At 60.0% G+C, this 23,835-nt stretch carries 21 protein-coding genes, 1 pseudogene and 1 riboswitch; of the genes and pseudogenes, 10 read left to right on the forward strand and 12 right to left on the reverse strand.

Annotated elements, in window-relative coordinates; all coding sequences use genetic code 11:
* Positions 1 to 100: 100 nt before the first annotated feature.
* Genes J3R80_RS14405 through J3R80_RS14420 form a run of 4 tightly spaced genes read left to right on the forward strand, consistent with a single transcriptional unit; the run spans position 101 to position 4,275 of the window.
* On the forward strand, positions 101 to 736 hold the full coding sequence (locus J3R80_RS14405; RefSeq protein WP_275394490.1) for a CDP-alcohol phosphatidyltransferase family protein: 636 nt from the start codon (positions 101 to 103) through the stop codon (positions 734 to 736).
* Positions 733 to 1,938, forward strand: a complete 1,206-nt coding sequence (locus J3R80_RS14410) for an ABC transporter substrate-binding protein (RefSeq protein ID WP_275394491.1) — start codon at positions 733 to 735, stop codon at positions 1,936 to 1,938. Before J3R80_RS14405 ends, J3R80_RS14410 begins: the two co-directional genes overlap by 4 nt.
* 8 nt (positions 1,939 to 1,946) lie before the next feature.
* Positions 1,947 to 3,650 (forward strand): ABC transporter permease subunit, encoded by a 1,704-nt coding sequence (locus J3R80_RS14415; RefSeq protein WP_275394492.1) that lies wholly within the window; start codon positions 1,947 to 1,949, stop codon positions 3,648 to 3,650.
* The gene (locus J3R80_RS14420; protein WP_275394493.1) at positions 3,643 to 4,275 is read left to right on the forward strand and encodes an ATP-binding cassette domain-containing protein; all 633 of its coding nucleotides are present in this window, start codon (positions 3,643 to 3,645) and stop codon (positions 4,273 to 4,275) included. Before J3R80_RS14415 ends, J3R80_RS14420 begins: the two co-directional genes overlap by 8 nt.
* A 3-nt stretch (positions 4,276 to 4,278) precedes the next feature.
* Here J3R80_RS14420 and J3R80_RS14425 read toward each other — a convergent pair whose 3' ends face one another.
* The 5 genes from J3R80_RS14425 to J3R80_RS14445 are packed head-to-tail and all read right to left on the reverse strand — an operon-like array spanning position 4,279 to position 7,713.
* Positions 4,279 to 4,929 carry an ABC transporter ATP-binding protein gene (locus J3R80_RS14425; RefSeq protein WP_275394494.1) on the reverse strand — a complete coding sequence of 217 codons (651 nt, stop codon included), beginning with the start codon at positions 4,927 to 4,929 and terminating at the stop codon, positions 4,279 to 4,281.
* Positions 4,916 to 5,704 carry a cobalt ECF transporter T component CbiQ gene (cbiQ, locus tag J3R80_RS14430; RefSeq protein ID WP_275394495.1) on the reverse strand — a complete coding sequence of 263 codons (789 nt, stop codon included), beginning with the start codon at positions 5,702 to 5,704 and terminating at the stop codon, positions 4,916 to 4,918. The genes J3R80_RS14425 and cbiQ overlap by 14 nt, the downstream gene beginning before the upstream one ends.
* Positions 5,701 to 6,303 (reverse strand): cobalt ABC transporter permease, encoded by a 603-nt coding sequence (locus J3R80_RS14435; RefSeq protein WP_275394496.1) that lies wholly within the window; start codon positions 6,301 to 6,303, stop codon positions 5,701 to 5,703. The genes cbiQ and J3R80_RS14435 overlap by 4 nt, the downstream gene beginning before the upstream one ends.
* A complete protein-coding gene (gene cbiM / locus J3R80_RS14440; protein WP_275394497.1) occupies positions 6,300 to 6,917 on the reverse strand; it encodes a cobalt transporter CbiM in 618 nt (205 codons plus the stop codon). The genes J3R80_RS14435 and cbiM overlap by 4 nt, the downstream gene beginning before the upstream one ends.
* A 10-nt stretch (positions 6,918 to 6,927) precedes the next feature.
* The gene (locus tag J3R80_RS14445) at positions 6,928 to 7,713 is read right to left on the reverse strand and encodes a DUF4198 domain-containing protein (RefSeq protein WP_275394498.1); all 786 of its coding nucleotides are present in this window, start codon (positions 7,711 to 7,713) and stop codon (positions 6,928 to 6,930) included.
* Positions 7,714 to 7,834: 121 nt separating this feature from the next.
* A riboswitch (cobalamin riboswitch) is annotated at positions 7,835 to 8,048 on the reverse strand.
* Positions 8,049 to 8,374: 326 nt separating this feature from the next.
* Between J3R80_RS14445 and J3R80_RS14450 the strand changes: the two genes are divergently transcribed.
* The gene (locus tag J3R80_RS14450; protein WP_275394499.1) at positions 8,375 to 9,547 is read left to right on the forward strand and encodes an MFS transporter; all 1,173 of its coding nucleotides are present in this window, start codon (positions 8,375 to 8,377) and stop codon (positions 9,545 to 9,547) included.
* Here the strand turns inward: J3R80_RS14450 and J3R80_RS14455 are convergent.
* Together J3R80_RS14455 and J3R80_RS14460 are read right to left on the reverse strand one after the other, a co-directional pair.
* Entirely contained in the window at positions 9,544 to 12,783 is a 3,240-nt protein-coding gene (locus J3R80_RS14455; RefSeq protein WP_275394500.1) for an efflux RND transporter permease subunit, read from the reverse strand. The two genes, J3R80_RS14450 and J3R80_RS14455, sit on opposite strands and share 4 nt — an antisense overlap.
* Positions 12,780 to 13,739, reverse strand: coding sequence for an efflux RND transporter periplasmic adaptor subunit (locus J3R80_RS14460; RefSeq protein ID WP_275394501.1), 960 nt, complete (start codon positions 13,737 to 13,739; stop codon positions 12,780 to 12,782). The genes J3R80_RS14455 and J3R80_RS14460 overlap by 4 nt, the downstream gene beginning before the upstream one ends.
* 129 nt (positions 13,740 to 13,868) lie before the next feature.
* On the opposite strand from J3R80_RS14460, the gene J3R80_RS14465 reads away from it, so the two are divergent.
* Positions 13,869 to 14,192 (forward strand): metalloregulator ArsR/SmtB family transcription factor, encoded by a 324-nt coding sequence (locus tag J3R80_RS14465; RefSeq protein WP_275394502.1) that lies wholly within the window; start codon positions 13,869 to 13,871, stop codon positions 14,190 to 14,192.
* Positions 14,193 to 14,208: 16 nt separating this feature from the next.
* On the opposite strand, the gene J3R80_RS14470 is transcribed toward J3R80_RS14465, so the two are convergent.
* Positions 14,209 to 14,838, reverse strand: a complete 630-nt coding sequence (locus J3R80_RS14470) for a nucleoside/nucleotide kinase family protein (protein WP_343075828.1) — start codon at positions 14,836 to 14,838, stop codon at positions 14,209 to 14,211.
* A 115-nt stretch (positions 14,839 to 14,953) separates the two neighbouring features.
* Here J3R80_RS14470 and J3R80_RS14475 point away from each other — a divergent pair, with 115 nt between their 5' ends.
* Both J3R80_RS14475 and J3R80_RS14480 read left to right on the forward strand, forming a co-directional pair.
* Positions 14,954 to 17,077, forward strand: coding sequence for a tetratricopeptide repeat protein (locus J3R80_RS14475; protein WP_275394503.1), 2,124 nt, complete (start codon positions 14,954 to 14,956; stop codon positions 17,075 to 17,077).
* A gap of 105 nt (positions 17,078 to 17,182) precedes the next feature.
* Entirely contained in the window at positions 17,183 to 17,797 is a 615-nt protein-coding gene (locus J3R80_RS14480) for a HEAT repeat domain-containing protein (protein WP_275394504.1), read from the forward strand.
* Between the two features lie 6 nt (positions 17,798 to 17,803).
* Here J3R80_RS14480 and J3R80_RS14485 read toward each other — a convergent pair whose 3' ends face one another.
* Positions 17,804 to 18,901, reverse strand: a complete 1,098-nt coding sequence (locus tag J3R80_RS14485; protein WP_275394505.1) for a hypothetical protein — start codon at positions 18,899 to 18,901, stop codon at positions 17,804 to 17,806.
* Between the two features lie 75 nt (positions 18,902 to 18,976).
* Here J3R80_RS14485 and J3R80_RS14490 point away from each other — a divergent pair, with 75 nt between their 5' ends.
* Together J3R80_RS14490 and J3R80_RS14495 are read left to right on the forward strand one after the other, a co-directional pair.
* On the forward strand, positions 18,977 to 19,654 hold the full coding sequence (locus J3R80_RS14490) for a hypothetical protein (RefSeq protein ID WP_275394506.1): 678 nt from the start codon (positions 18,977 to 18,979) through the stop codon (positions 19,652 to 19,654).
* On the forward strand, positions 19,651 to 20,679 hold the full coding sequence (locus J3R80_RS14495) for a hypothetical protein (RefSeq protein WP_275394507.1): 1,029 nt from the start codon (positions 19,651 to 19,653) through the stop codon (positions 20,677 to 20,679). Before J3R80_RS14490 ends, J3R80_RS14495 begins: the two co-directional genes overlap by 4 nt.
* Positions 20,680 to 20,796: 117 nt before the next feature.
* Here J3R80_RS14495 and J3R80_RS14500 read toward each other — a convergent pair.
* From J3R80_RS14500 to J3R80_RS14510, 3 genes and pseudogenes are all read right to left on the reverse strand, one after another.
* Positions 20,797 to 21,281, reverse strand: a pseudogene (locus J3R80_RS14500) (Tn3 family transposase); the annotation flags it as partial.
* A 327-nt stretch (positions 21,282 to 21,608) separates the two neighbouring features.
* Entirely contained in the window at positions 21,609 to 22,760 is a 1,152-nt protein-coding gene (locus J3R80_RS14505; protein WP_275394508.1) for a Gfo/Idh/MocA family oxidoreductase, read from the reverse strand.
* Positions 22,757 to 23,818, reverse strand: coding sequence for a sugar phosphate isomerase/epimerase (locus J3R80_RS14510; RefSeq protein ID WP_275394509.1), 1,062 nt, complete (start codon positions 23,816 to 23,818; stop codon positions 22,757 to 22,759). The genes J3R80_RS14505 and J3R80_RS14510 overlap by 4 nt, the downstream gene beginning before the upstream one ends.
* Between the last annotated feature and the right edge of the window lie 17 nt (positions 23,819 to 23,835).

Here is a 23,835-nt window from a genome sequence, read left to right on the forward strand (position 1 = left end):
TGCTCACGTTTGCGTTTGCCGGATGGACGAATGGGCCGCTTCTGGGCCAAATGTCAAAAATGCCTGATCACGGGGCAAGGGGATTGGGAAAGGTTCGTCGATGTTGGACGCCCATGCACGCAAGCTAATCGACCCACCGCTGAACTTGGCGGGTCGCGGTTTGGCGCGCGCCGGGATTGGCGCGAACGCTGTAACACTGGCCGGGTTGGGACTTGGTCTGGCGGCGGCAGCTGCAGTGGTGTTCGGCGCTTTTATGGTGGGTTTGTGCCTGATCCTGGCTTCGCGCATTGCTGATGGGTTGGACGGCGCGGTCGCCCGAGCCACCCGGAAAACCGATTTCGGCGGCTATCTGGACATCACGTCGGACTTTCTGTTCTACGGTGCGATACCGTTTGGGTTCATTCTGTATGATCCGTCCGCCAACGGGGTCGCGGGCGGCTTTCTGCTGCTGTCCTTTTATGTCAACGGGGCAAGCTTTCTGGGCTATGCGATCCTTGCGGAAAAGAAGGGCATCACCACCCAATCCCAAGGCGTCAAATCGCTGTACTACTCAAACGGGTTGCTGGAAGGGACCGAAACCATCGCCTTCTTCCTGTTGCTCTGCCTGTTGCCCGCCTATTTCGCACCGCTCGCCTATTTATTCGGCGCGCTTTGCTTTGCCACTGCCACCTTGCGCGTCATCGGCGCGTATCAGGCGTTTGGCCACCTCTCAAATGACCGACAGGAGTCTCCATGAAACACATCGCCCTTGCCGCCACATTGTTTGCGGGCATGCTGGCCACCCCAGCCCTATCAGACCCTAATCCAGCCGAATGGGACACTGTTAAGGCCGAAGCCCACGGCCAGACCATCTTCTGGCACGCATGGGGCGGGTCACCCACCACCAATGCATTCATCGACTGGGTCGGGCAGCAAGTGAACGCTGAGTTCGGCGTGACGCTGGAGCATGTGAAGCTGACGGACACCGCCGATGCCGTCACACGCGTGTTGTCAGAGAAGCAGGCCGGCAAACACACGGACGGTGCGGTGGACCTGATCTGGATCAACGGGGCCAATTTCGCGTCGATGAAAGACGCGGGGCTTTTGTTCGGCCCCTTCGCAGAAGACCTGCCCAACTGGCAATTTGTCGATGCCGAGGGGAAGACCGTGCGCACCGACTTCACCGTCCCCGTCGAAGGCTATGAAGCCCCATGGGCGATGGCGCAGGTGGTGTTCATGTATGACACGGCGGATATTCCGGCCCCCCTGCCCTCGGCCGCCGCGATCCTTGAGTGGTCGAAGGCCAATCCCGGTCGCTTCACCTATCCGCAACCGCCGGACTTTCTGGGCACCACGTTTCTGAAACAAATGCTGGTCGAGCTGGCGGATGACCCGTCGGCCTTGGCCGCGCCGGTGTCTGACGACAGCTACGACCGCGTCACCGCGCCGCTTTGGGGTTTTCTGGAAGAGCTGACCCCGACCCTGTGGCGGCAGGGGCGGGCCTATCCCGCCAACGGGCCACGGCAAATCCAGCTAATGAATGACGGCGAGGTTGATCTGGCGATCAGTTTTTCGCCCTCTGAAGCCTCGACCGCCATCGCGAATTATGAACTGCCCGACACGGTGCGCACCTTCGTTCTGGACAAGGGCACCATCGGCAACGCGTCCTTCGTGGCGATCCCTTATAATTCCGGGTCCAAGGCAGGCGCGATGGTGGTGGCCGATTTCCTGATGTCGCCCACGGCACAGGCCCATGCCCAAGATCCAAGCGTGCTGGGCTATGGCACGGTTCTTAATGTCGGCGTCCTGCCGCCCGAAGACCGCGCGGCGTTCGAGGCGCTGGACCTTGGCCTAGCCACGCTGACGCCGCAGCAATTGGGACGTGTGCAGGATGAACCGCATCCAAGCTGGATGACCCGCATCGCCGAGGATTGGCAGGCCCGATACGGCGTGCAATAGAGCCTGATATGGCCCAAACGATCAGATTTCCGCGCCTGCCCCTGTTCCCGGCACTGACCGTTCTGGTGCTGCTGGGGCCGGTGGCGGCGGGGCTCTGGGGCACCGTCCTGCCTGCGTTTGGCCATTTGCCCGCCGCCGGGCAGACCGGCCCGTCGCTTGACGCCTTTCGCGCCCTGTTTGACTGGCCTGGCATCGGCCCGGCGGTGCGGTTGTCGGTGGTCACAGGGTTGGTCGCCGCGCTCCTGTCGTTGTGTATCACCGTGCTGATCCTGGCCGGGTGGGCGGGCACGCGGGGGTTTCGCGTCCTTGAACGTCTTTTGTCGCCCTTTCTGTCAGTCCCCCATGCTGCTGCCGCCTTTGGCCTTGCTTTCCTGATCGCGCCCTCGGGCTGGATCGCGCGGCTGTTTTCGCCGTGGCTGACCGGGTGGGACCGGCCCCCGGATCTTTTGATCCTGAACGATCCATGGGGCATTACCCTGACCCTTGGCATGGTGATGAAAGAGGTGCCGTTCCTGCTTCTCATGTCCATCGCGGCCCTGGGCCAGATCGACGGCCGGCGGCGCCTCGCGCTCAGCCGAAGCATGGGCTATGGCCGCATCGCGGCATGGGTGTTCGCGGTGTTTCCCGCCGTCTATGCCCGCATTCGCCTGCCCGTGCTGGTGGTTCAGACATGGTCGATGTCGGTGGTTGACATGGCCGTCATCCTTGGCCCGTCCACACCCCCGACCCTGTCGGTGCAGATCGTGCGCTGGATGTCGGATCCTGACCTTGCCTTCCGCCTGCAGGCCGCCGCTGCCGCGCTGGTGCAGCTGGCGCTGGTCATAGGCGCCGTGGGTGTGTGGTTCGTGGGTGAAAAGCTGGTCGCGCGCCTTGCCTGCATGCGCATTGAAACGGGTCGCCGCGGGCATCGCGACCGTCCATGGCGCATTACCGGTTTTGCCTTTGGCACCGTGATCTCGGCGTCCCTTCTTTTGGGCCTGCTCAGCCTTGCCGTCTGGTCCGTTGCCGGATTCTGGAGCTTCCCCGATCTGATCCCCGATCACGTCACGTCCCGAAACTGGATGCGCCACCGCGCAGGAAGCCTGGACGCCCTATGGGAAACCGCCCTGATCGCGGGCATCGCAGTTGCCATCGGCATGATCCTGACCATCGGCTGTCTGGAAACCGAGCACCGCCGCAACCTGCGCCTGACCCAGCGCGGTATGTGGTTGATCTATCTGCCCCTGATCGTGCCACAGACGGCGTTTCTGCCGGGGCTTCAGACCCTGTTTCTGGGTTTTGGACTGGATATGGGCCGCACACCTGTTGTTTTGGTCCATCTGGTGTTCGTCCTTCCCTACTTGCGCCTGTCGCTGGAAGGGCCGTGGAAGAGTTGGGACGTTCGGCAAGCCACCGTTGCCGCCGCACTTGGCGCAAGCGAGGGTCGCGTGCTGTGGCGCATTCGCTTGCCGATGTTGCTGGCCCCTCTGCTGACCGCCATGGCGGTGGGCATTGCCGTTTCGGTCGGGCAATACCTGCCCACCCTTCTGGTCGGCGGCGGACGGGTTGAAACACTGACGACCGAAGCCGTCGCGCTGGCATCGGGCGGGGATCGGCGCGCCATCGGGGTGTTTGGCCTGATGCAAACCGCCGCCGCGTTGCTGCCCTTTGCGCTGGCCCTGGCCCTGCCCGCCCTGATATGGCGCAATCGAAAAGGATTGTTGCATGTCTGACGGGTTGCGACTGGAGCAGGTCAAAATCACACGCGATGGCAAACCCCTTCTGTCCATCGACACCCATGTCGCGCCGGGCGAGGTTCTGACCGTCATGGGCCCATCTGGCGTGGGCAAATCCACCTTGCTTTCGGCCATAATAGGCACGCTTTCACAGGAATTCGCCCTGTCAGGCCAAATTATCCTGAATGGTCGGGATTTGTCGGGGTTGCCCCCTGACGAACGCTGTGTGGGCATCCTGTTTCAGGACGCTTTGCTGTTTCCGCACCTAAGCGTCGGCGCGAACCTTGCCTTTGGACTGGCACAAGGCGGCACACGCGCCGCGCGCCGCGCCAAGATCGACGCAGGGTTGGCCGAGGTCGGGTTGACCGGCTTTGCCTCTCGCGATCCCGCCACCCTGTCCGGCGGGCAGCGCGCGCGGGTGGCCCTGATGCGGATGTTGCTGTCCGAGCCTCATGCCTTGTTGCTGGATGAACCCTTTTCGGGGTTGGACGCAGAACTGCGCGGTCAGGTCCGGCAACTGGTGTTTGACCATGCCCGCGCACGGGGTTTGCCGGTGCTTCTGGTCACCCATGACCAAGCAGATGCAGACGCCGCCGATGGCCCCGTTGTGACGCTGAAATAGGGTCTATATTCGCGTCAATACTCGGTTTTCCAACCGATACCCCTCTGGCGCAATCTCAGCCCGGAAATCGGAATCGTGGCTGACCAGCAGGATCGCCTGATCAAGCCCCTTCAGAATGGCCACCAGCCGCGCGTAATTGTCAGGGTCCAGTGCATTGGTCGGTTCGTCCAATATCAACACCTCCGGCTCCATCGCCAGAACGGTTGCCAAGGTCACCAAACGTTTTTCACCCCCCGACAATTTATGCGTCACGCGGTCACGCAGATGGGTCAGGCTAAGACGCGCCAGAATGTCATCGACAATCGCCACGGCCTCGTCGCGGGTTTTGCCAAGGTTCAGTGGCCCGAACGCGATGTCCTCGGCCACGGTGGGGCAGAACAGCTGGTCGTCAGCGTCCTGAAACACGAAACCAATCCGTCGGCGCACCTCGTGGAAATCTGCTTCTTCGATGCGGGGTTTGCCGAAGGCGGTGATCGTCCCCTGTGCCGGATGCAAAAGCCCCATCACGATCTTCAGAAGGGTGGATTTTCCGGCACCATTCGGCCCGACCAGTGATAACCGCTCGCCCAACTCCAACCGCATCGACGCGCCGTCCAATACGGGGTCCAGGCCGGGATAGGCAAAGTGGATGCCGGACAGTTCAAGCAGCGGCATAAAGAACCTCGGCCCAGACAAGGGCGCCAAGAGCAAGGCACAAGGCGGCCGCAAAGACCCGGTCCGAACGGGTCAGGCGGAACTGTTCCAACAGCACGATCCTGCCCGAAAACCCCCGGCACTTCATTGCCGCAAGGATACGCTCGGACCGTTCAATCGCGCGCACCAGCATCATCCCCACCAGATAGCCATAGCTGCGATAGGTGTGCCAGTTGGTGCCGGGTCGAAACCCCCGCAGCTTCATCGACGTTCTGAGCCGCTGATATTCCTCACGCAGCACGTCGATATAGCGGATGGTGAACATCATCAGATGGACCAGCCGTTCCGGCGTTTTCAGCGCGAACAGGGCATGCCCCATCGTGACAGGCTCCATCGAGCCGACCATGGTCATCACCGCAAGGATAACCGCGTTGGCGGTCAACCCAATCTCGACCGCGCGCCACAGCCCTTCCCAACTGGCCGAAATCCCCCAGACCGTGAAAATCGGCGTGCCGGGCATGGTGAAGGGCAACAGGACCAGCATGAAAATGATGAACGTATCCATCATCGCCATGCGTTTCAGCGTCTTTTGAAACGGCAGGCCCGAAATCGCCAGAAGCCAAAGCGACAGGATCATCGCGCCTGACAGAACCCGCAGATCGGACAGGCCGACAACGGTGATCGCGTAGATAACCGTCACAACAATCCGCATCCGCGGATCAAGCGATGTGATGGCGGATCGCAGCCCGCCAAACCCACCAATGGCCCTGTCAGCACCTGTCAGAACATAGGTCAACTATCCGCCCCCAGCTTGCGCCGCGCGGCAAGGTAAAAGCCCAGACCGAACAGCCCGAAAATATAGCCTATTCCACCCAAGACTGACTGAAAATCAGACTTGTTCTTGAACGCGGTCAGCTCTTGGCGGATCGGACGCAGCTCGGTGCGCAGCATCTTGGCAAGCTCGGCACGGGTGTCCGCAGACAAACCGCCCCCCTGCCCCGCCATGCTCGCAGGCGTCCCCTCCAGAACCGAAGCCCCGGCGCTGTCAGCAGCCGCAGTTTCGCCCAATATCTCGGCAACCTCGGCGGCGCTCATCACCACTTCGGCCACGTGACCTGCGCCCAGATCGCCGCGAAACACATGCGTCACGGGCTGGCTGGGGGTAAACATGAAGAACCCGTCATCATCCGTGACGGTTTCGCCCAGTTTGTTGCCATTGCCGTCCGACACTTCAACGGTCAGACCCACGGCCATTTCACCGTTAGAGAAACCGATTTCGCCCTCAATCGCATCGCCCGACGGAAAGACCGAGGCGATGACGTTATGCGCAAGCGCCGGATGCGTCACGCCCAGGGTCATGGCCAAGGCCAGCATCAAACAAAACGCGCGGATCATGCCCATCCTCCTTTGACGTCGATGAACAGCTCGGGTTTCACACGCCGGGCAAGGTAAATGGCCGCGCCGGTCAACAGGCCTTCGATCACCATGACGGGGATGTGGGCCACAAAAACCAGCTTGGCCGCTGCGGTGAATTCGTCCCCGGACAGCATCAGCGATACAGCCACCGCCAAGGTGGTGGCCGCAATCGCCACGCCGCCACCGATCCCGCCCCAAATCGCGCCGTGCAATGCCGACCCGCGCGATACCAGCGGGCGGAACAAAAGCCCGACAATCACCGCGGGCAACGCGATGTTCACCGTGTTCACGCCCAACACCGTCAGACCACCAAACCCGAAGAACACCGCTTGCAACAGAAGCCCGACAAACAAGGCCGGAAAGGCCGCCCAGCCCAGAACCAGCCCCGCCAACCCGTTCAGGATCAAGTGGACCGAGCTGGGGCCGATGGGCACATGGATCAGCGAGGCCACGAAAAAGCTGGCCGACAGCACGCCTGCCGCCGGAATGCGTTCCAGCGGCAAGTGTTTCAGCCCCATCGCGATGCCACCGACAGCCGCGACTGCGCCGCCGATGACAACAGGGTTAGACAGCGCGCCGTCTACGATATGCATGGGGCTGCCCTCACTTCAGATCCCTGGCATGGATCCAGATCACAGCGTCTTGCGACAGCTCTTTGCCGTTATGTTCGGTTGCCGGACCGGATCCTAAAGCCGCAAAGCCCCAGTTGCCCGCTTTCGGAATGCCGAAGGTGAAGACGCCATTTGCGTCACTGATCGCCACGATCGAGCCGCCCGGCATCGCGTCAACTGTGCTTTCAGTGGCTGCGAAAGTCTCCAGATCCGGCTCGGCGGCCATGTATTCGATCTCGATCTCGGCCCCAGCAACGGGTTGGCCGTCCACCAGAACGACGCCCGAGAAGGTCGAACCTGCGACGACATTATAAGGCTTGTTCAGCGGCAGGATTTCGGTCGGCAAACCCACGGGCTGATCCCAATCGGTGGGCAGCGTGTTGCGGTTCAGAACCGATTTGGTGATCTGCTGGATATAGATATCCTCGCTTTCCTCGTAATAGGGCGCAGGCACGGTCACGACCACATAGTCGCCCGAGCGTTTGACAGGCACAGACGCGGTAAAGGCCGAAGCGTCATTGCTTTTGCCCTTGAACGTGGCCGGGGCTACGCGATCCATCAGATCGGTCTTTTCGCCATTGTGGATCATGAAGAACTCTTGCGGCTTCTCCATATCCATGGCGTGCCCGTTCTCCATCGGGTGCCAGAAGATCAGCCCCATCGGCACATCGCCGGGCTGTTCGATCAGGACCTCATCGGTATGTTGAAGCAGGAAATGCGCCGACGCGGCAGCAGGAACAAAAGCGGCCATTGCGGCGGCCAAAAGACAAGTTTTCATGTCGTCCTCTTAAAGGGTAGCAGGCACAGGCCTGCGTTCAAGAAGGAACAACGGGGTATATTGGCTCGGGTTGGTCTGTGACCGCCGGGCCAGACGCTCACCCCGGCGTCCGGTGGAAATGGGCAGATGCCCAGCGTCCGGCAGGTCTCCTGACTCGCGGGTCTTAGCTTGGCTGGCCTTCCCGGGATAGATCCCAGTGGCATAGTCAGCGTTGCTCGCCGCTTACAGTTGCGGGGGCAGTCCCGGAATTGGCGCCTGTTGGCTACACCTCACCGGGTTCCCTATTACTTCCGCGGTGCTTAAGCACACGCGAAACCGATCGCTGGTTCTGAATGTCAGAACCGGCGGGGACGAGTCAAGCAAATGCAGGCCCACATCAACGTCGCTGAAACGCGAATTTGAGTCGCTGACACTCGCAACTCATTGAAGATTTAGGAATTTTCCCATGCAAATTTTTACTGCATAACACGCTGTCATGTGCTGATTGATCTTCAGGCTCATTCGCCCCACTGTGCGCAACAAAAGGACGTCGAACATGCAACCGTCGAAGTCAACGGTCCCGCAAATGGCAACTTCGGAAAAAGACCAAAACAAGGCTCTAGCTAGCACATTAGTCACTAAACTCACGCAAAGCATCTGCTCCTCAACCACAAGGCCAACCATGTCTGACACCCCTGCCCCTAATATTCTGGCCGCGCGCAATGCGGTGATCGCGATGTTCGTTCTGAACGGGGCGCTGTTCGGGTTGTGGGCGTCGCGCATTCCGACTGTCTCGGCCAAGCTGTCGCTGGATCCGGGTGCGCTGGGGATGCTTTTGCTGTTGATGGGAGGCGGCGCGATTGCCGCCTTTCCGCTGGCAGGCCGCTGGGTCGACCGCCACGGCGCGGCGACGACCACCGTCTGGGTTGCCGCCGCCCATGCGCTGTCGATCCTTGGTATGGGGCTTGCGCCGTCAATCGGCACCTTGGCACTCGCCCTGATCTTTTTCGGCGCAACGCATGGTGCAATGGACGTCGCGATGAATTCCTGGGCAGGTGCGGTCGAACGCCACTTGCCCCGCCCGATGATGTCGCGCTTCCATGCGTCGTGGTCGGTGGGCGCAGGGATTGGTGCCGCATCCGGGTTCGTCGCAATCAAGCTGGGGCTGCCCCTGTTGGCCCACGGCGCGATTGTGATCGGCGTGGTCGCCGCGATTTGCCTGTGGCTGGCGGTTCCCCCGTCAAAGTCTCCCATGTGGGCCCCGACACCGCGCCCCGATACGCCGCACGCGCCGCTGTTCACCCTGCCCAAGGGCCAACTTGTGCTGGTCGGTCTGATTGCCATGTGCGCATCACTGGGCGAAGGGGCAATGGCCGATTGGGGTGCGATTTTCCTGATGACCACAACCGGCGTCACCGAGGCATCCGCCGCCATCGGTTATGCGGTCTTTTCGGTTGCGATGGTTATCATGCGGTTGGGCGGGGATAGGGTCACATTTCACTATGGCCCTGCCCGGACAGCGCGGCTGGCGGGGATCACCGCTGCCATCGGGGCCGGGCTGGCCGTGGGCATCGCCAGCTATCCCGCGGCGTTGGTCGGATTTGTCCTGATGGGGGTGGGCTATGCCGTTATCATGCCACTGGCCTTCAGCCGCGCCACCAGTGACCCCATCCTGTCGCCCGGCAAGGCCGTCGCCAGCCTGGCCACCCTTGGCTATGGCGGGCTGCTGATGGGACCACCAGTGATCGGTTTCATAGCCGAAATCAGCTCGATCCGCGTGGGCTTTGCCGTTCTGACGGCGCTGGCGGTGCTGATGGCGGCTCTCGCCCCCGCGCTCAGACCGCCTGCGCCCTAGTCATCCTCCGCCATGACAGCGGGCCGATAGGGTTGATCCGCCTTCTTGAACAGCACATAAATCGCAGGGATCACCAGAACCGTCAGCAAGGTCGACGACGCCAGCCCGAACAGAAGCGAGATCGCCAACCCCTGAAAGATCGGATCGGTCAGGATCACCGACGCCCCGATCATTGCGGCAATCGCGGTCAGCAGGATCGGCTTGAACCGGATTGCACCAGCGCGCAGCAGGGTTTCGCGCAGCGGCTCGTCCCCTTCGGACCCGTGGCGGATGAAATCCACCAACAGGATCGAGTTGCGGACGATAATCCCCGCCAAAGCGATGAACCCGATCATCGAGGTCGCGGTGAACGCCGCATCAAACAGCCAATGCCCGAAGACGATGCCGATGAAGGTCAGCGGAATGGGCGTCAGGATGATCAGGGGCACCCGGAACGACCCGAACTGCGCCACAACCAGCACATAGATCGCAAGGATCGCCACCCCGAAGGCCGCACCCATTTCGCGGAAGGTGACATATGTGACCTCCCATTCCCCATCCCACAAGAGCGTGGGTGTGGTGTCGCTGGCGGGTTGGCCGTGCAGGCTGATTTCGGGTTTCGGCACGTCCGCCGTCCAGGGCCGGTCGTCCAGCGCACCCTGCACCGCAATCATCCCATAGATCGGCGCTTCGAAATCACCCGCCATTTCAGCCATCACCATTTCGGCAAACCGGCCGTTGTGGCGGAAAATCGGATAGCTTCCGGCCTCTTCCGTCACGGTCACAAGATCGCCCAATTCAACCACGCCCCGGTCACCCGGCAACAGGTTCGCGGGCACGGGGGTGGACGCCAAACGCGCCGACCAGTTCAGATCCTCGCGCGGCAGGGCGACGCGGATTTCGATCGGATCACGCCCTTCGCCGCGGTGGGAGTAACCCACAGGCATCCCGTCAAACAGCACACGGATCGTGTCATAGACATCGCTTTGCAGGACGTTGAAATATTCAAGACTGTCCTGATCAATCGCCAACCGCAGACGCGGGCGGGGTTGGCCGAAGCTGTCCTCGATATCGACCACATAGGGGACCGAGGCGAAGGCTTCGCGCACCTCGCGCGCCACCGCGCGGCGGGTTTCGGCATCGGGGCCATAAATCTCGGCCAAGAGGGTGGCCAGAACCGGCGGGCCGGGCGGGATTTCGGCAATCTGGATCGAGCCACCTTCGGGCAGGGCGATATCCGCCAACATCTCGCGGGCCGCCAGTGCAATTTCGTGGGACGAGCGGTCGCGGTGGTGCTTGGGTTCCAGATTGACCTGCAAATCGCCCAGTTCGGGCCGCTTGCGCAGATAATAATGCCGCACAAGCCCGTTGAAGTTGAACGGCGCAGCGGTGCCGACATGAAGCTGGATGGTGGTCGCCTCGGGCAACGCCGCCAGCCGTTCAGCGGCCTCGGTCAGCACGCGTTCCGTGCGCTCAAGGCTGGTGCCTTCGGGCATATCCACGATCACCTGAAACTCGGACTTGTTGTCGAAGGGAAGCAGTTTCACAACCACCGTGCGGTCGAAGAAAAACGTCATCGACCCGCCGGTCAGCACCAACACCACGATCAGGAACACCCCTGCCCGCCAGCGGCTGGCGATCACCGGGGCGGCCACGCGGCGGAACATCCGGCCCAACACGCCCTCGCTTTCATGGTCATGTCCGCCAGCCTCTGATCCACCGCGACCCGCGATTTTCAACATCAGCCACGGGGTCAGGATCACCGCCACGAAGAAGGAAAAGATCATCGCGGCGGACGCATTCACCGGGATCGGCCCCATATATGGCCCCATCAGACCCGACACGAACAGCATCGGCAACAGGGCGGCGACCACGGTCAGGGTGGCAACGATGGTGGGGTTGCCCACTTCGGCCACCGCCTCGATCGCGGCAGTGACGCGCGAGCATCCATCGCGCATCGCCCAATGCCGCGCGATGTTCTCAATCACCACGATGGCGTCGTCGACCAGAATCCCGATGGAAAAGATCAACGCAAACAGCGACACCCGGTTAATCGTGTAGCCCATCATGTTCGACGCAAACAGCGTCAGAAGAATGGTGGTCGGAATGACGATGGCGACCACGATGCCCTCGCGCCAGCCAATGACAAACGTCACCAGCAACACGATGGACACGGTGGCAAGACCAAGGTGGAACAAAAGCTCATCAGCCTTCTCATCGGCAGATTCGCCATAGTTCCGGGTGACTTCGACACTGATATCCTCGGGGATCAGCTCGCCGCGCAGAAGCTCCAGCCGCTCCAGCACATGCTCGGCCACCAGAACGGCATTGGCCCCTTCGCGCTTGGCAATGGCCAGCGTCACGGCGGGCAGGCGCGTCCAGTCCGCATGGTGATCGTCACGGGTCATGGTCCAGGTGCGCGCATCCACCGGTGCGCCACCGACCACGATATCGGCCACATCGCGCACATAGACGGGGCGGCCATCACGGGTGGTCAGCTGCAACAGGCCGATGTCCGATGGGCTGTGCAAAGTCTGCCCCGCCGTCACCACAAGGCTGCGGTCCAGCGTATTGATGCGGCCCGCCGGAAAGGTCTGGTTCGCTTCGCCCACGCGGGCGGCAAGTTGTTGCAGAGTGACACCGTAAAGCGCCAACCGCTCCGGGTCAGGCTCGATGCGAATCTGATCCGTGCGCCCGCCGACGATATAAGTCAGGCCGACATCCTCGACCGACATAAGCGCGGCGCGCAGCTCCTCGACCAGCGAATACAAGGCGCGGTCATCCCAGTGTTCGGCGACGTCCGGTTTGGGCGACAGGGTCAGCGCCACGATGGCCACGTCGTTGATGCCGCGTCCGATGATCAGCGGCTGCGGAATGCCCTGCGGGATACGGTCCATATTCGCCATGATCCGTTCGTTGACGCGCAGGATCGCGTCATCCGGGTCGGTGCCCACGTCAAAGCGGGCGGTGACCATCACCTGATCATCCTCGGTCTGGGAATAGACATGCTCGACCGCGTTGATCGACCCAAGGATCGCCTCAAGCGGCTCTGTCACCAGTTCGACGGCGTCAGGCGCGCGCAACCCATCGGTGCGCAGCATCACATCGACCATCGGAACCGAGATTTGCGGCTCTTCCTCGCGCGGGATCACCGCCAGCGCGATCAGCCCCATGGCAAGCGAGGCCATCAGCAGCAATGGCGTCAGGGGCGAGCGGATGAAGGCCTTTGTCAGACGCCCAGAAATACCCAGTTTCATGGCTGCACCAGCTTGTCACCTGCCGACAATCCCGCAAGAATTTCAACACCATCAGCGGTTTCTTCGCCCAACAGAACCACAACATCGCGCGTGCCGTCTGCGGTTTGCAGGGTCACGAAATCATTGCCGAACCGCGTGGAAACAAACGCGCGGGGGATGACAATGCCCTGCCGCGTATCAACTGTCACGTACACCCGGACCCGTTCGCCGACAAAGAAACTGCCCAGCCCGTCAACCTCGGCATCTGCGGTGATGCGGCCGTTCTGGATCTGGGGATAGACCTGCCGGATCACCCCGGTCTGTGCCACATCGCCACCAAGCGCGGCACCTGCGATCTCAATCGGGTTGCCTTCGGCAATGGCACGCGCGTGGCGTTCGGGCACGTTCAGGCGCAGCAGATAATGATCCGAGGCGATGATCGCCACAGGCTCACCCGGCAACATCACGCTGCCACGCGGAGCCAGCACGTTCAGCACGCGGCCCGCGCCGGGGGCCAGCACTTCGCCTTCGCGCTGTTGTTGCACAAGTACATCGCGCGATTGACGGGCCGAGGCCAACCGACCCTCTAACACCGCCACGGCGGTTTGTGCCTGATCAACGCGGGTTTGTGCGATAATGCCGCGGGTCAACAGATCTTCGGCCCGCTTCAGGTCGTCCCGGGCCTGTGCCAGCTCTGCCTCAAGCGATGCCGCCTGTGATGTCGCGGCGGCAATCTGCGGGGCCATCTGTTCATTGACCACCTGCGCCAGAACGTCACCTGCTGCGACGGTATCACCTTCATCAACCATCAGATCAACGATGGTGCCCCCGCTTCGCGTCCGCGCGGTCAGGGTATCGACGCTTTCAACCGTGGCAAACACCGCCTTGCGGTCGGACAGTTCGGTGACGGTGACGTCATGGGCCTGGGCCATCACCGGCCCGGCCAGAACAACGGAAAGAAGCAAAGGTTTGTACATGTCGGCGCCTTTGGTTTGGGCTGGTCTAAGCGATTTTCTGCGCCCCTGACACGGCAGTGCCGGTTGCGCTTGACTTTCATATTAGCAAAAACTAATTTAGTAAACACTAAAATATAGTCAAGCGTGAATATGTCCAAAAGCATCCCGATACAAAAGACCGATCCGATGGCCGATCTTCAGGCCCGCGCCGACGAGGTCGCGACCTTGTTGAAGCAACTGGCCAACACCAAGCGCCTGCTGATCCTGTGCCGCCTTGCCGCTGGCCGCGCCACGGTGTCCGAGCTGTGCACGGTTGCCGACCTGTCTCAATCCGCACTCTCGCAACATCTTGCGAAAATGCGGTCCGAAGGGATGGTAAAGGGCGAAAAGGAAGGCTTGCAGATCTATTATACGATCTCGGACCCCCGCTGCCTTGACGTGCTGGAGCACCTGAAAGCCAGCTTCTGCGACTGATCGGCGCCCCGGACAATCACATGGTAACGGTAATGTCGGCCTTCAGCGACGACTGCGCGACGCAATTTGCGTTTCGCAGGTCATTATCGGCCGCACGAGCACGCGCCTGATCCAGCGTCAGGCCATGCGCCAGCCAACGTTCGACCAACCGTTTTTCCAGAACATCGGGTGGCACGTCCAGTCGAATGGAGTAATCCCAGCAACGATGCAGGTCACGCCAACCGGGCGCATCGAAAAGCAGATAGTTGCCTTCGATGACAACGGTGTCGCATCCCGCAGACACATGGCCCGCCCCGGCTATCGCGATATCCCGGTCACGGTCAAAGAGCGGGAAATAGGCCGTCTCTGAGTGGGGCAGCGCATCGACAAGGCGCTTGAAACCGTCAATGTCGAAAGTCTCGGGCGCGCCTTTGCGGGGCAACAGCCCGCGCGCGGTCAAGATCCGATTGTCGAGGTGGAAACCATCCATCGGAACCACCTGCGTTTTGCAGCCGGCTGCTATCAACTGGTCAGACAGGCTGCTGGACAGGGTCGATTTGCCAGACGCCGGCGGCCCGGCAAGCGCCACAAGCCTGCGTCGTCCAGCACGCGGAGCCGCCAATATGTGATCCCGCAGCGCCGTAGCCATGTCATTTATGTCGTTCACATTGTCACCTTGCACACGCCAAAGCGGCCGTCCTGAGCGCACGATTACATCGAAACGGGCCTGATGCGCTATCATCATATGATATTGATGATTCTTTTTTCAGGAGGCCGCAATTATGAGGGCCGCAGTCATTACATTTGTCCTGTTCTTTATGGCCGCTTGTCAGCTTGAATCCGATGCGCCGCTTTTGGACAGCGCGACAAGTCAGAAAATCTATGGTGACCGTTTCTTTATACTGGCCGAAAACAAAACTGGCGGCGTGCAGCTTGATAAACGCGGCAAAGCAACCGTTGCCGAGCTGCGTTTCAAGAACGGGGTCTATAGCGAATACCCGGCTGATCCGGCGAGTGGTTTTCTGATCTCGTTTCATCCGATCAAATATCTGAACGATTTTCACATCTTACAATTCGTCCCGAAAAAGGCGGACTCATCAACGATATATCTTGTGTCGCGCGTGGCTGCAGACGCGATTTCATTCAGTTCGATTGATCTTGATAACACCACATTGGCGGCATTGAAAAACTCGGGAACTATCATCGAAAAAAGTGGCAGCAACTACAAGGTCACGTCGCAGGATCAGTTGAACGAAGTCATTCGGCTTTGGTCACAGATTAACCTTCAAAAACTTGAAAGCCTTGGCGCTGGCGGTAAAAACACTGACGGTAGATTCCTTGTCGATATCGAAACCGGTGACGGGTTGCGCGCCCGCGCCATCGCGGCTGAATGCCTTGCCCTTGCCGGTCACGGGGAAGACCCTGCCGTGCAAAAGCTGGACAAGACGTGGCGGTCAGGCAAACCCATCGCGGAGATCGACACCGAACGCGCCCTGCCCGTCTGTCAGGCCGCCGCCCGCAAAGAGGGCAGCGCATCGGTTCGGTATGCGCTGGCCCGCGTGCACGAGGCGAACAAGGATTATCATTTGGCAGAGCAACTTCTGCCGGATCTGATCGCAGACGACTTCCCGCTGGCATATGTTCTGGGTGCCGAGCACCTTGTGTACGGCAACGGGGTCACCAAAAACCCGGCCGCAGCGCGGACTTTGCTGACGGACCCGGCGTCGCGCAAATTGGCCATGCCCGCTTACTTGCTGGGGATTTACGAACTGAACGGCACGCTGGGCAAAGCCGACCCCGTGGCGGCCAAACGATGGCTGGGCATCGCGGCCGACAAGGGCGTCAGCGAAGCGCAGTATCAGCTTGGTATGCTGATATCTCGTGACCCCCAGAACGCCGCCGAGGCGTATAAGTATTTCCGCAATGCCGCCGATCAGGGTCATGCACAAGGCGCGTATCAGGCGGGCTATGCTCTGTATTTCGGCAATGGCGTCAAGGGTGACCAGAAAGGCGCCTATCGCGACCTTCACGCAGCTGCAAAGCAGGATGTTGCCTGGGCGCAATATTTTGTTGGGTTCATGCAGGCACGCGGCCAAGGCACCACCAAGAACGAGAAAAAGGCCGTGGAATGGTTCCGCAAGGCGCATGATGCTGACGTGCTTCCGGCCACGGGTGAACTTGGGCGGGCGCTCTATTACGGGCTGGGTGTGACGGCTGACAAAGCCGAGGGCCGCAAACTTCTGAAAAGCGCAGCGGAGCAGGGTGACAAGAACGCCGCCACCTATCTGGCTGCCATAAAATCCGCGGCCTCGAAAACACCGGCGCAGACATATAACGTGCCAAATGACCGCGCGGATGATGTGAACCGTCTGGCGGCGGGCAAGCCTTTCAACCTGACCGAACAGAACCTGCCGTTCATGACCGGTCTGGCCTCGGACCTGATGGAACGATGTGGCGCACCATCGGATGACTTCGCCCTCAGGACCGAGCTGGCCGCGTTCATCGCAAGCTCGTCATTGGGAAACATCATGGGATTTGATTACTCCAATCCGAATCTGGGCGAGATGATGGGGTCAATGGGTCGCAGTCAGGCTGCTATGGTCGCGGGCGTCATGTTCGGTCGTCAATTGTCATGCGGGGCGGTGGCCAACCAGTTCGCTGGCGGCATCGCCAAAGCATTGCGTTCCAACGCGCAAGGTGCAGACGGGGGTCTATCCGTCTTTGTCAAAACCTGCACACCGCATTTCGATCAACGCCGCTGTTCCTGTCTTGCAAATATCGGGCGGCAGGCAATCCCCAATATTCACAGGCAGAGTTACAACCGCCGCCTGATCAAGCAGATCATCGAACGCAATCCGTTTCTGGGATTCCAAATCGGGATTGCCTGTCAGATCGGAAACTACTGACCACGCCATCCGACGCGGCCGTCGGGTCTGGAAACCCGTTGCCATACGTCAATTACCTGAGGCAACATGACCCGAAAGACCTATTTCAGATGAGGGGATGATTTTATGAAGACCTATCTGGCCATTGGCCTGTTTGTCACATTGTTGCCAACCGCATTGAGCGCACAGAAAATCGACATCGAGGCCATCAAATCCCAAGCTGCAGCCGATGCCAGCGAGTTTGCCGAACTGCGTGCATTGCTGCGAAATGAAGATGCCAACATACGGCTGGCCGCCTTCGACGCAATGGTGACCCACGGCGATCCGTCGCTTTATGAAATCGCAACCTCCATGGCGATTGCCGATGTTGACGAGATCGTGCGCGCACGCGCGCTTTGGGAGATTCTCAGCCGGTTGCGCACCATGGCCATTCTTGTGGATCCCGAGGGCGAGGTGCAGTCAGAAGAAGCACGCAAATCCCTTGAAAAGGCGTATCAAGGCCGGATGAGTTTTCAGGTCGGAAATGCCATCAAGGATGAGAACTGCGTCAATCTCTACTACAACAAGGAAAACTGTGTTCCGGGCTATAATCTTACCGTCAATGGCACGCGAATAAACTTTGTGTTCCAAAATCAAAATCTTGACGGAACGCTGAAATTGGACGGCGACGGTGCGCTGCGGGGCATGTTCCGCAACACCCGTTTCCAGATCGAGTTCCCGGTGGAAATCCCGCTCAGGTAATCCGCGTTACTTCGCCTCGGTCACGCTGACCGATGATATCTCGATTGGCTTGTCAGCAGTCCAAGCAGAAAGGATGCGCACACGCACCCGCCGCACCAAGGTGTTCATCGCGATCGACACCGGCGCGCCCGGCGTCATCTCGACCGACGAGAACAGACGGAAATCTGCTGGCCCCTTGCGCGACCGATCCACATCAATCACGATTTTTCTGGGTGTGGTCGCGGTGCTTTCATCCACGGCCCCGGACAGCACCAGCTCGCGCACGCCAACAGTGCCGTTGTCGGACAACTCCATCACGAAGGACACAGACCCTGACACCGGATGCGCGCGGAAAGGTACTGTTCCCGTGGCCAGCCCGGTGGGGGGCAGCGCCTCATCTGCCAGCTTGCCGGTCCATTCCGTGATGGTGAACGGCAACCCGTCTACGGCCCCTTCCTCCGATACGCTTTCCTTCAGCGCGCCGAAACTGCCACTGGCAAACCAGCGCGCCAGCGGCAACGTAACCTCTTCCATCCTGAGCGCACGAACGGATGTGGCATCGGGCGCCGTCACCACCATGCCAACCGGCGTATCGTCAATGTAAAGAATGGCTCCGCTTGTGCCCTGATACACCTCGCGGGTTTCACCCGCCGCCGTATCGGTCGAGGCATAGATGTATTGATACAGACCACTCGCGGCACCTTCGGTCTCGGCGGCCCAAGCAATGCGGTCAATGCGCATCGCCAGACGCTCTAACCCGCCTTGGGGGTTGACCCGTTCCAAAACGGCACTGCGCGACCCGTTCAGCAAACGCGACGTGTCACGCGGCAGCTTCGAAAAGGGTTGTGCACATCGTTCGCTGGCACTGCCCCGCACCAGCGCCAAGGCAAAGTCAGCCTCGGTCCGGCGAAAGAAAACCGTTCCTATTCCAGCCGCCTGCGGGGACGAGGTGAAAAGATTGAACACCGGTCCGTCCTTGTGCACGTGGGACGGGAACACGACATAGCAATTGCCGTGGTGGCGCAGAAGCAGACCCTGCCCCAGCCCCTCCTTCAGGGCGACTGCTTCTGCAGTCGCTGTGAACGGCAGCACAAGCGCGAAGATAAGGATACGGAATGCTGACACGTTTTATCCAATTGGCTATAATTGGGTCGAAGGTACAGAAGGCGGGACTTAATGGTCAACTTAAAGGTCATAGTGATGGCATGCACTCTTGCGGCCAACGCCACATGTGCCTTGGCCGCCGACCGGCTGGTGCTTGTCGATCTCGAGGATGAAATGCTGCCCGAGCCACGCGTCACCGCCGAAGCGGTGTTCGTCGGGCTGGTGCGGCCGACCAACAACACCAACGACCCGGAGGCCGGTGAGACAATCCTTGCCGCCCTGCCCCCTGATGCGCGGTCCGCGGATGTCTGCGTGCGCGTCACCACCGAAGATGGGCGATATTTCGGTCACGCCCGCTACAGCGCCGAGGCTGGCGGCGCCAGCCCCATGACGCTGATGGATTATGTGCCCCTGCGCCCCGAGCTCAGAGACTATCAAGCAGCCGAGATTGCCGTTCTGGCGTTCCCCTGCAGCGCCGATCCCGCCCTGACTGATGTTGCCGTTGCCTCATGGCGGGCGGACGATACGGATGATCTTGGCCAGACCGTCACCGTGCTGGTGAACTCATTTCGGGCGGACGAGGCGTTTTTGATCGTCAACGATGCAAAGCAGGTGACTTGCGTGCCAACCGCGGGTGGCGAGCGTGCCGCCTTCGATTTCAGCTGTGACATCGACGTGTCCGAGATCAAGGCCGGCGCACGTATCGCCCTTTATCGGATGCGCGGAACAAGCATCGACCCCGAAGTTGCCATTAACGTCGTTGGTTGGGAATGAGCGGTCAGGTCGCCAAAGGCGTTGGCGCTCGGCAGACGCTTCGGCGGATGAAGGCACTGATCCAGGCCGCACAGGGGCGACTGCCCTTTTTCCTGACCCTGATCGGTGTCCCCGCCCTGATCGTGCTGAGCTATTCCCGTCCGTTGGGGCAAGTCTATCTGGTCGAAGCGCGCACGTTGGGGGCCCGCGTGACCGTGGCGGGGCCGGATACGGTCTGGAAATTGCCAAACGCAACGCTTTGCTCTGATCTAGGGTCTGAAAAGGACATCAAGCGCGCCACCACCTGGACCGGCACAGGATGCAATCCGGGCCTTTTTGAAACGATCGAGCTGACCGGCACGGAAATACGGATGCCGCCCGGTGTTCAAATCCAACTGCGCGCCGAAGCCGATGGCGTGGTGCTACTTCGCCGACTGCCGGATCGGCCTGACCAGTCGGACGCGGAACCAAGCGGCATTCGCCTGACCGAAAATCACAACTGGACCCCCGGATCGCTTCTGCGGATCGAACCGGCAGACTGGCAACGGGTCACGTTGCTTGAATTCGCCGGTGACGTCGAGATCGGACAGGAAACCGGTTCCGGGGCCAACGCCTATGTGATCGAGGGTCGATACGAGGTGCGGGAGCATTTCCTGCGCCAGTTCCGTCCATGGGGCTCAACCGGTGCCGAACCGACGACAGTCGTAACAGGATCGCTTTACCGCGGCGACCGCGTGGCGTTTCGCAAACAAAGCGCGGATAACCTGCCCGCCGAGACCGTTCTAGCGACGGGCTTCATTGCCCCAAATCTGGATCTGACACCGGGTTTCAGCATCGTCGCATCAAGCGGTTTGGAACACAAACAGGCGCAGTTACGCGTAAAGAGTTTCGGAACCCGCGAAACACAGGTCAAACCAACATGGATCGACCGGGCATTACGCGATCCGATGCTGCTGGCCCTTACCGCAATTCTCGGCTTCGCCGTGACGGTCCTGACACTGGTTGTGGAGATTAAGAAGATATCTTTCAGGGCCCCCGATCAATAAGTCGCCCATGCGTGTTTTATGTTTCCCTTTGGCAATGACAGTCTGAAAGAAACAATGCCTTGGGCCGACCCGCCGGACCACATGGAGATCAACACAGCCCGCATTGACGAAGTTGTTTTGGGTTGCAAACGGGCCAAACTGGTCTGACACACGGGTATAAGCCTTTAGCCCCGGTTCGGATCCATATTTGGCGTTGACCAGATTCATTGCTTCGCCGTGCCGGGTGGTCGTAAAAACTGTCTGCCGCTGGATGCGGTTTCTCAGGCACCTCAGAACTGTGCCTCAATGACCATCGCAAGCGCACGATTGATCGCCTCGCTTTCCATATGTCAGCAAGAGATGCGCAAGGCCTGGAAGAAGTTATGCGTGTCCGTTACATCCGCCATCTTGATCAACCCGAGATCTAGGCCCTCGGCGAGCGGGACGTTTAGCAAGTCCGTCTTGTCTTTGCAGGGGACACCTGTCCTGAGATGCGTGAATGCTTCAGTAAACCCGATATCACGGTCCACTTCCTGCATGAGATCAGTGATCCTGACACCCGGAAGTCACTTATATAGATCAAGATTGAGTGCGTCGGCTTCAGGGGCCCCGGCAGATGTCATAGTCGGCAACATCCCTTCAACTGGACCTGCTTGAATTCCAATCATGGCTCTATAGCCACCGGACCCAGTCTCTGAACACACCGAGGTGTCAGTGCGTCAATGCAAAAGCACGGTACGCTATCACGCGGAACTAACGGGCGCAGGAGAAAAGGACGGATTTCGCTGCGCTACAAAAACTGATCTACATCGTGGCAGAGGTTGTGGTTGTTCATTCGCGACGCAGGAAGAGTACCAACCTCGGTTCACAGGGCGCCCTTTACCGACTCTGTATCATGTGTGCTTTTTCTATGGGCGCTCAGACCACCTCCGAGTGCGTCTCAACGAAAATTAGATACTGAGCCATATGCCGTTTGCGGTTGAAGATCGCAAACAAGCATCCACAAACGCCATCCCATGCGTGCCTTCCTCTAGATCAACGAGCAAAGAGTGTTGGCTCAGACTTGGGCCGCTGCGATGCAGCCGTATTTCATCAGCAATGTCGGAGTAGATCGTCGCAAACGCCTCAAGATAGCCTTCGGGATGGCCACCAGGCAGTCGGGTTGCCGAGATTGCGGAGCTGGTTGCGGCGGCACCGCCCCGGGTCAGGATTTGTTTGGGTTCACCGAACGGCGTGAAGTACAGCCGGTTTGGATCCTCCTGGCGCCATTCCAATCCGCCTTTGTCACCATAGACGCGGATCGAAAGGGCATTTTCGTTACCCGGAGCAACCTGGCTGGCCCAAAGAATACCCTTTGCGCCGTCATCAAACCTTAGCAGGACCGAGGCATTATCGTCGACGGGCCGACCCGGCACAAATGAGGTCAGATCAGCGGCCACCTGAATGGCTCGCTGTCCCGTAACAAAACAGGCCAGTTGATAGGCATGTGTCCCGATATCCCCCAACGCACCTGCGGCCCCGGTTTTGGAGGTATCGGTGCGCCAGGCGGCTTGTTTATTGCCGCTGTCTGCGGGCTCTGTCAGCCAGTCTTGCGCGTATTCCACCTGAACATGGCGCAGTGTGCCAAGAACACCTTGCGACACCATCTCGCGGGCCTGCCGAACCATTGGTGTGCCGGGATAGTTATGCGTCAACACGAACAGGGCATCCGAGTCCTTGTGTTCGGCTTGAAATTCACGAGCCGCTTCAACAGAGGTCGTCAGCGGTTTGTCGCAAATCACGTGGATACCCGCGCGCAGGAACGCGCTGGCGACCGGTAGGTGCATGTGGTTGGGCGTCACGATTGAAACGGCCTGAATGCCATCGGGGCGGCGAGCCTCCGCGCTGGCCATTTCTTCGAAGCTTTCATAATTTCGGTCTGCCGAGATCCCTAACGCCTCGCCCGATCTTCTTGCCCGTTCGGGTTGCGATGAAAACGCACCGGCCACGAGATCGAATTGCCCATCCAAACGCGCGGCAATGCGGTGCACACCACCGATGAAAGCCCCTTCGCCCCCACCGACCATGCCCCACCGAATGGGTGCGCGATAGCCGCCCGTCATTGTGAAATTCCCAACATTGATTTCAGCTCTACAGGGTCACTGTCGCCGCCTGCAAAATCATCAAACGCTTTGTCCGTGACGTGAATGATATGGTCGCGAATGAAGGGCGCACCTTCGACAGCCCCGGTTTCGGGATGTTTCAGGCAGCATTCCCATTCCAGAACTGCCCAACCCTCATAGCCATGTGTCGCGAGGCGCGAGAAAATGCCTCGGAAATCGACTTGTCCGTCACCAAGGGACCGGAACCGACCCGCCCGGTTCAGCCATGGTTGATATCCTGAATAGACACCCTGCCGGGCATCCGGATTGAACTCGGCATCTTTTACGTGAAAGGCGGTGATCCGTTCATGGTACAAGTCAATGAACCCGAGATAATCCATTTGTTGCAGCAAGAAATGGGACGGATCGTAGTTGATCGTGCAACGCTTGTGATCATCCAATGCTTCCAGAAACATTTCGAATGTCGCCCCATCGAACACGTCTTCGCCGGGATGAAGCTCGAACGCGACGTCGACGCCGTGCGCATCGTAATGGTCGAGGATCGGACGCCAGCGCTTTGCAAGCTCGGCGAACGCTTCGTCGATCAGACCGGCGGGGCGCTGTGGCCATGGATACAGAAAGGGGAAAGCAAGTGAGCCGGTGAACGAGGCTGAGACACCCAGCCCAAGGTTGCGCGATGCCTTGGCCGCCTTGAGCATTTGGTCAACGGCCCATTGCTGTCTTGCCGCCGGATTGCCCGCCACAGATTTCGGAGCAAACGCGTCGAACTGACTGTCATATGCAGGATGCACCGCCACCAGCTGTCCCAGAAGATGGGTTGCCAACTCGGTAATCTGAACGTTGTTGTCGGCGCAAATCCCGGCAACTTCATCACAATAGTCGCGGCTTTCGGCGGCGCGGTCCAGATCAAACAGGCGCGCATCCCAAGCTGGAATCTGGACCCCTTCATAGCCAAGATTACCGGCCCATTTCGTGATCGCGCCGAGAGAGTTAAACGGCGCTTCATCACCAGCGAACTGAGCGAGAAAGATGGCAGGGCCTTTTATTGCACCCGGCATATGAGCCTCCTTTAAAA

The sequence above is a fragment of the Aliiroseovarius sp. Z3 genome, assembly GCF_029105185.1.
Lineage (GTDB): Bacteria > Pseudomonadota > Alphaproteobacteria > Rhodobacterales > Rhodobacteraceae > Aliiroseovarius.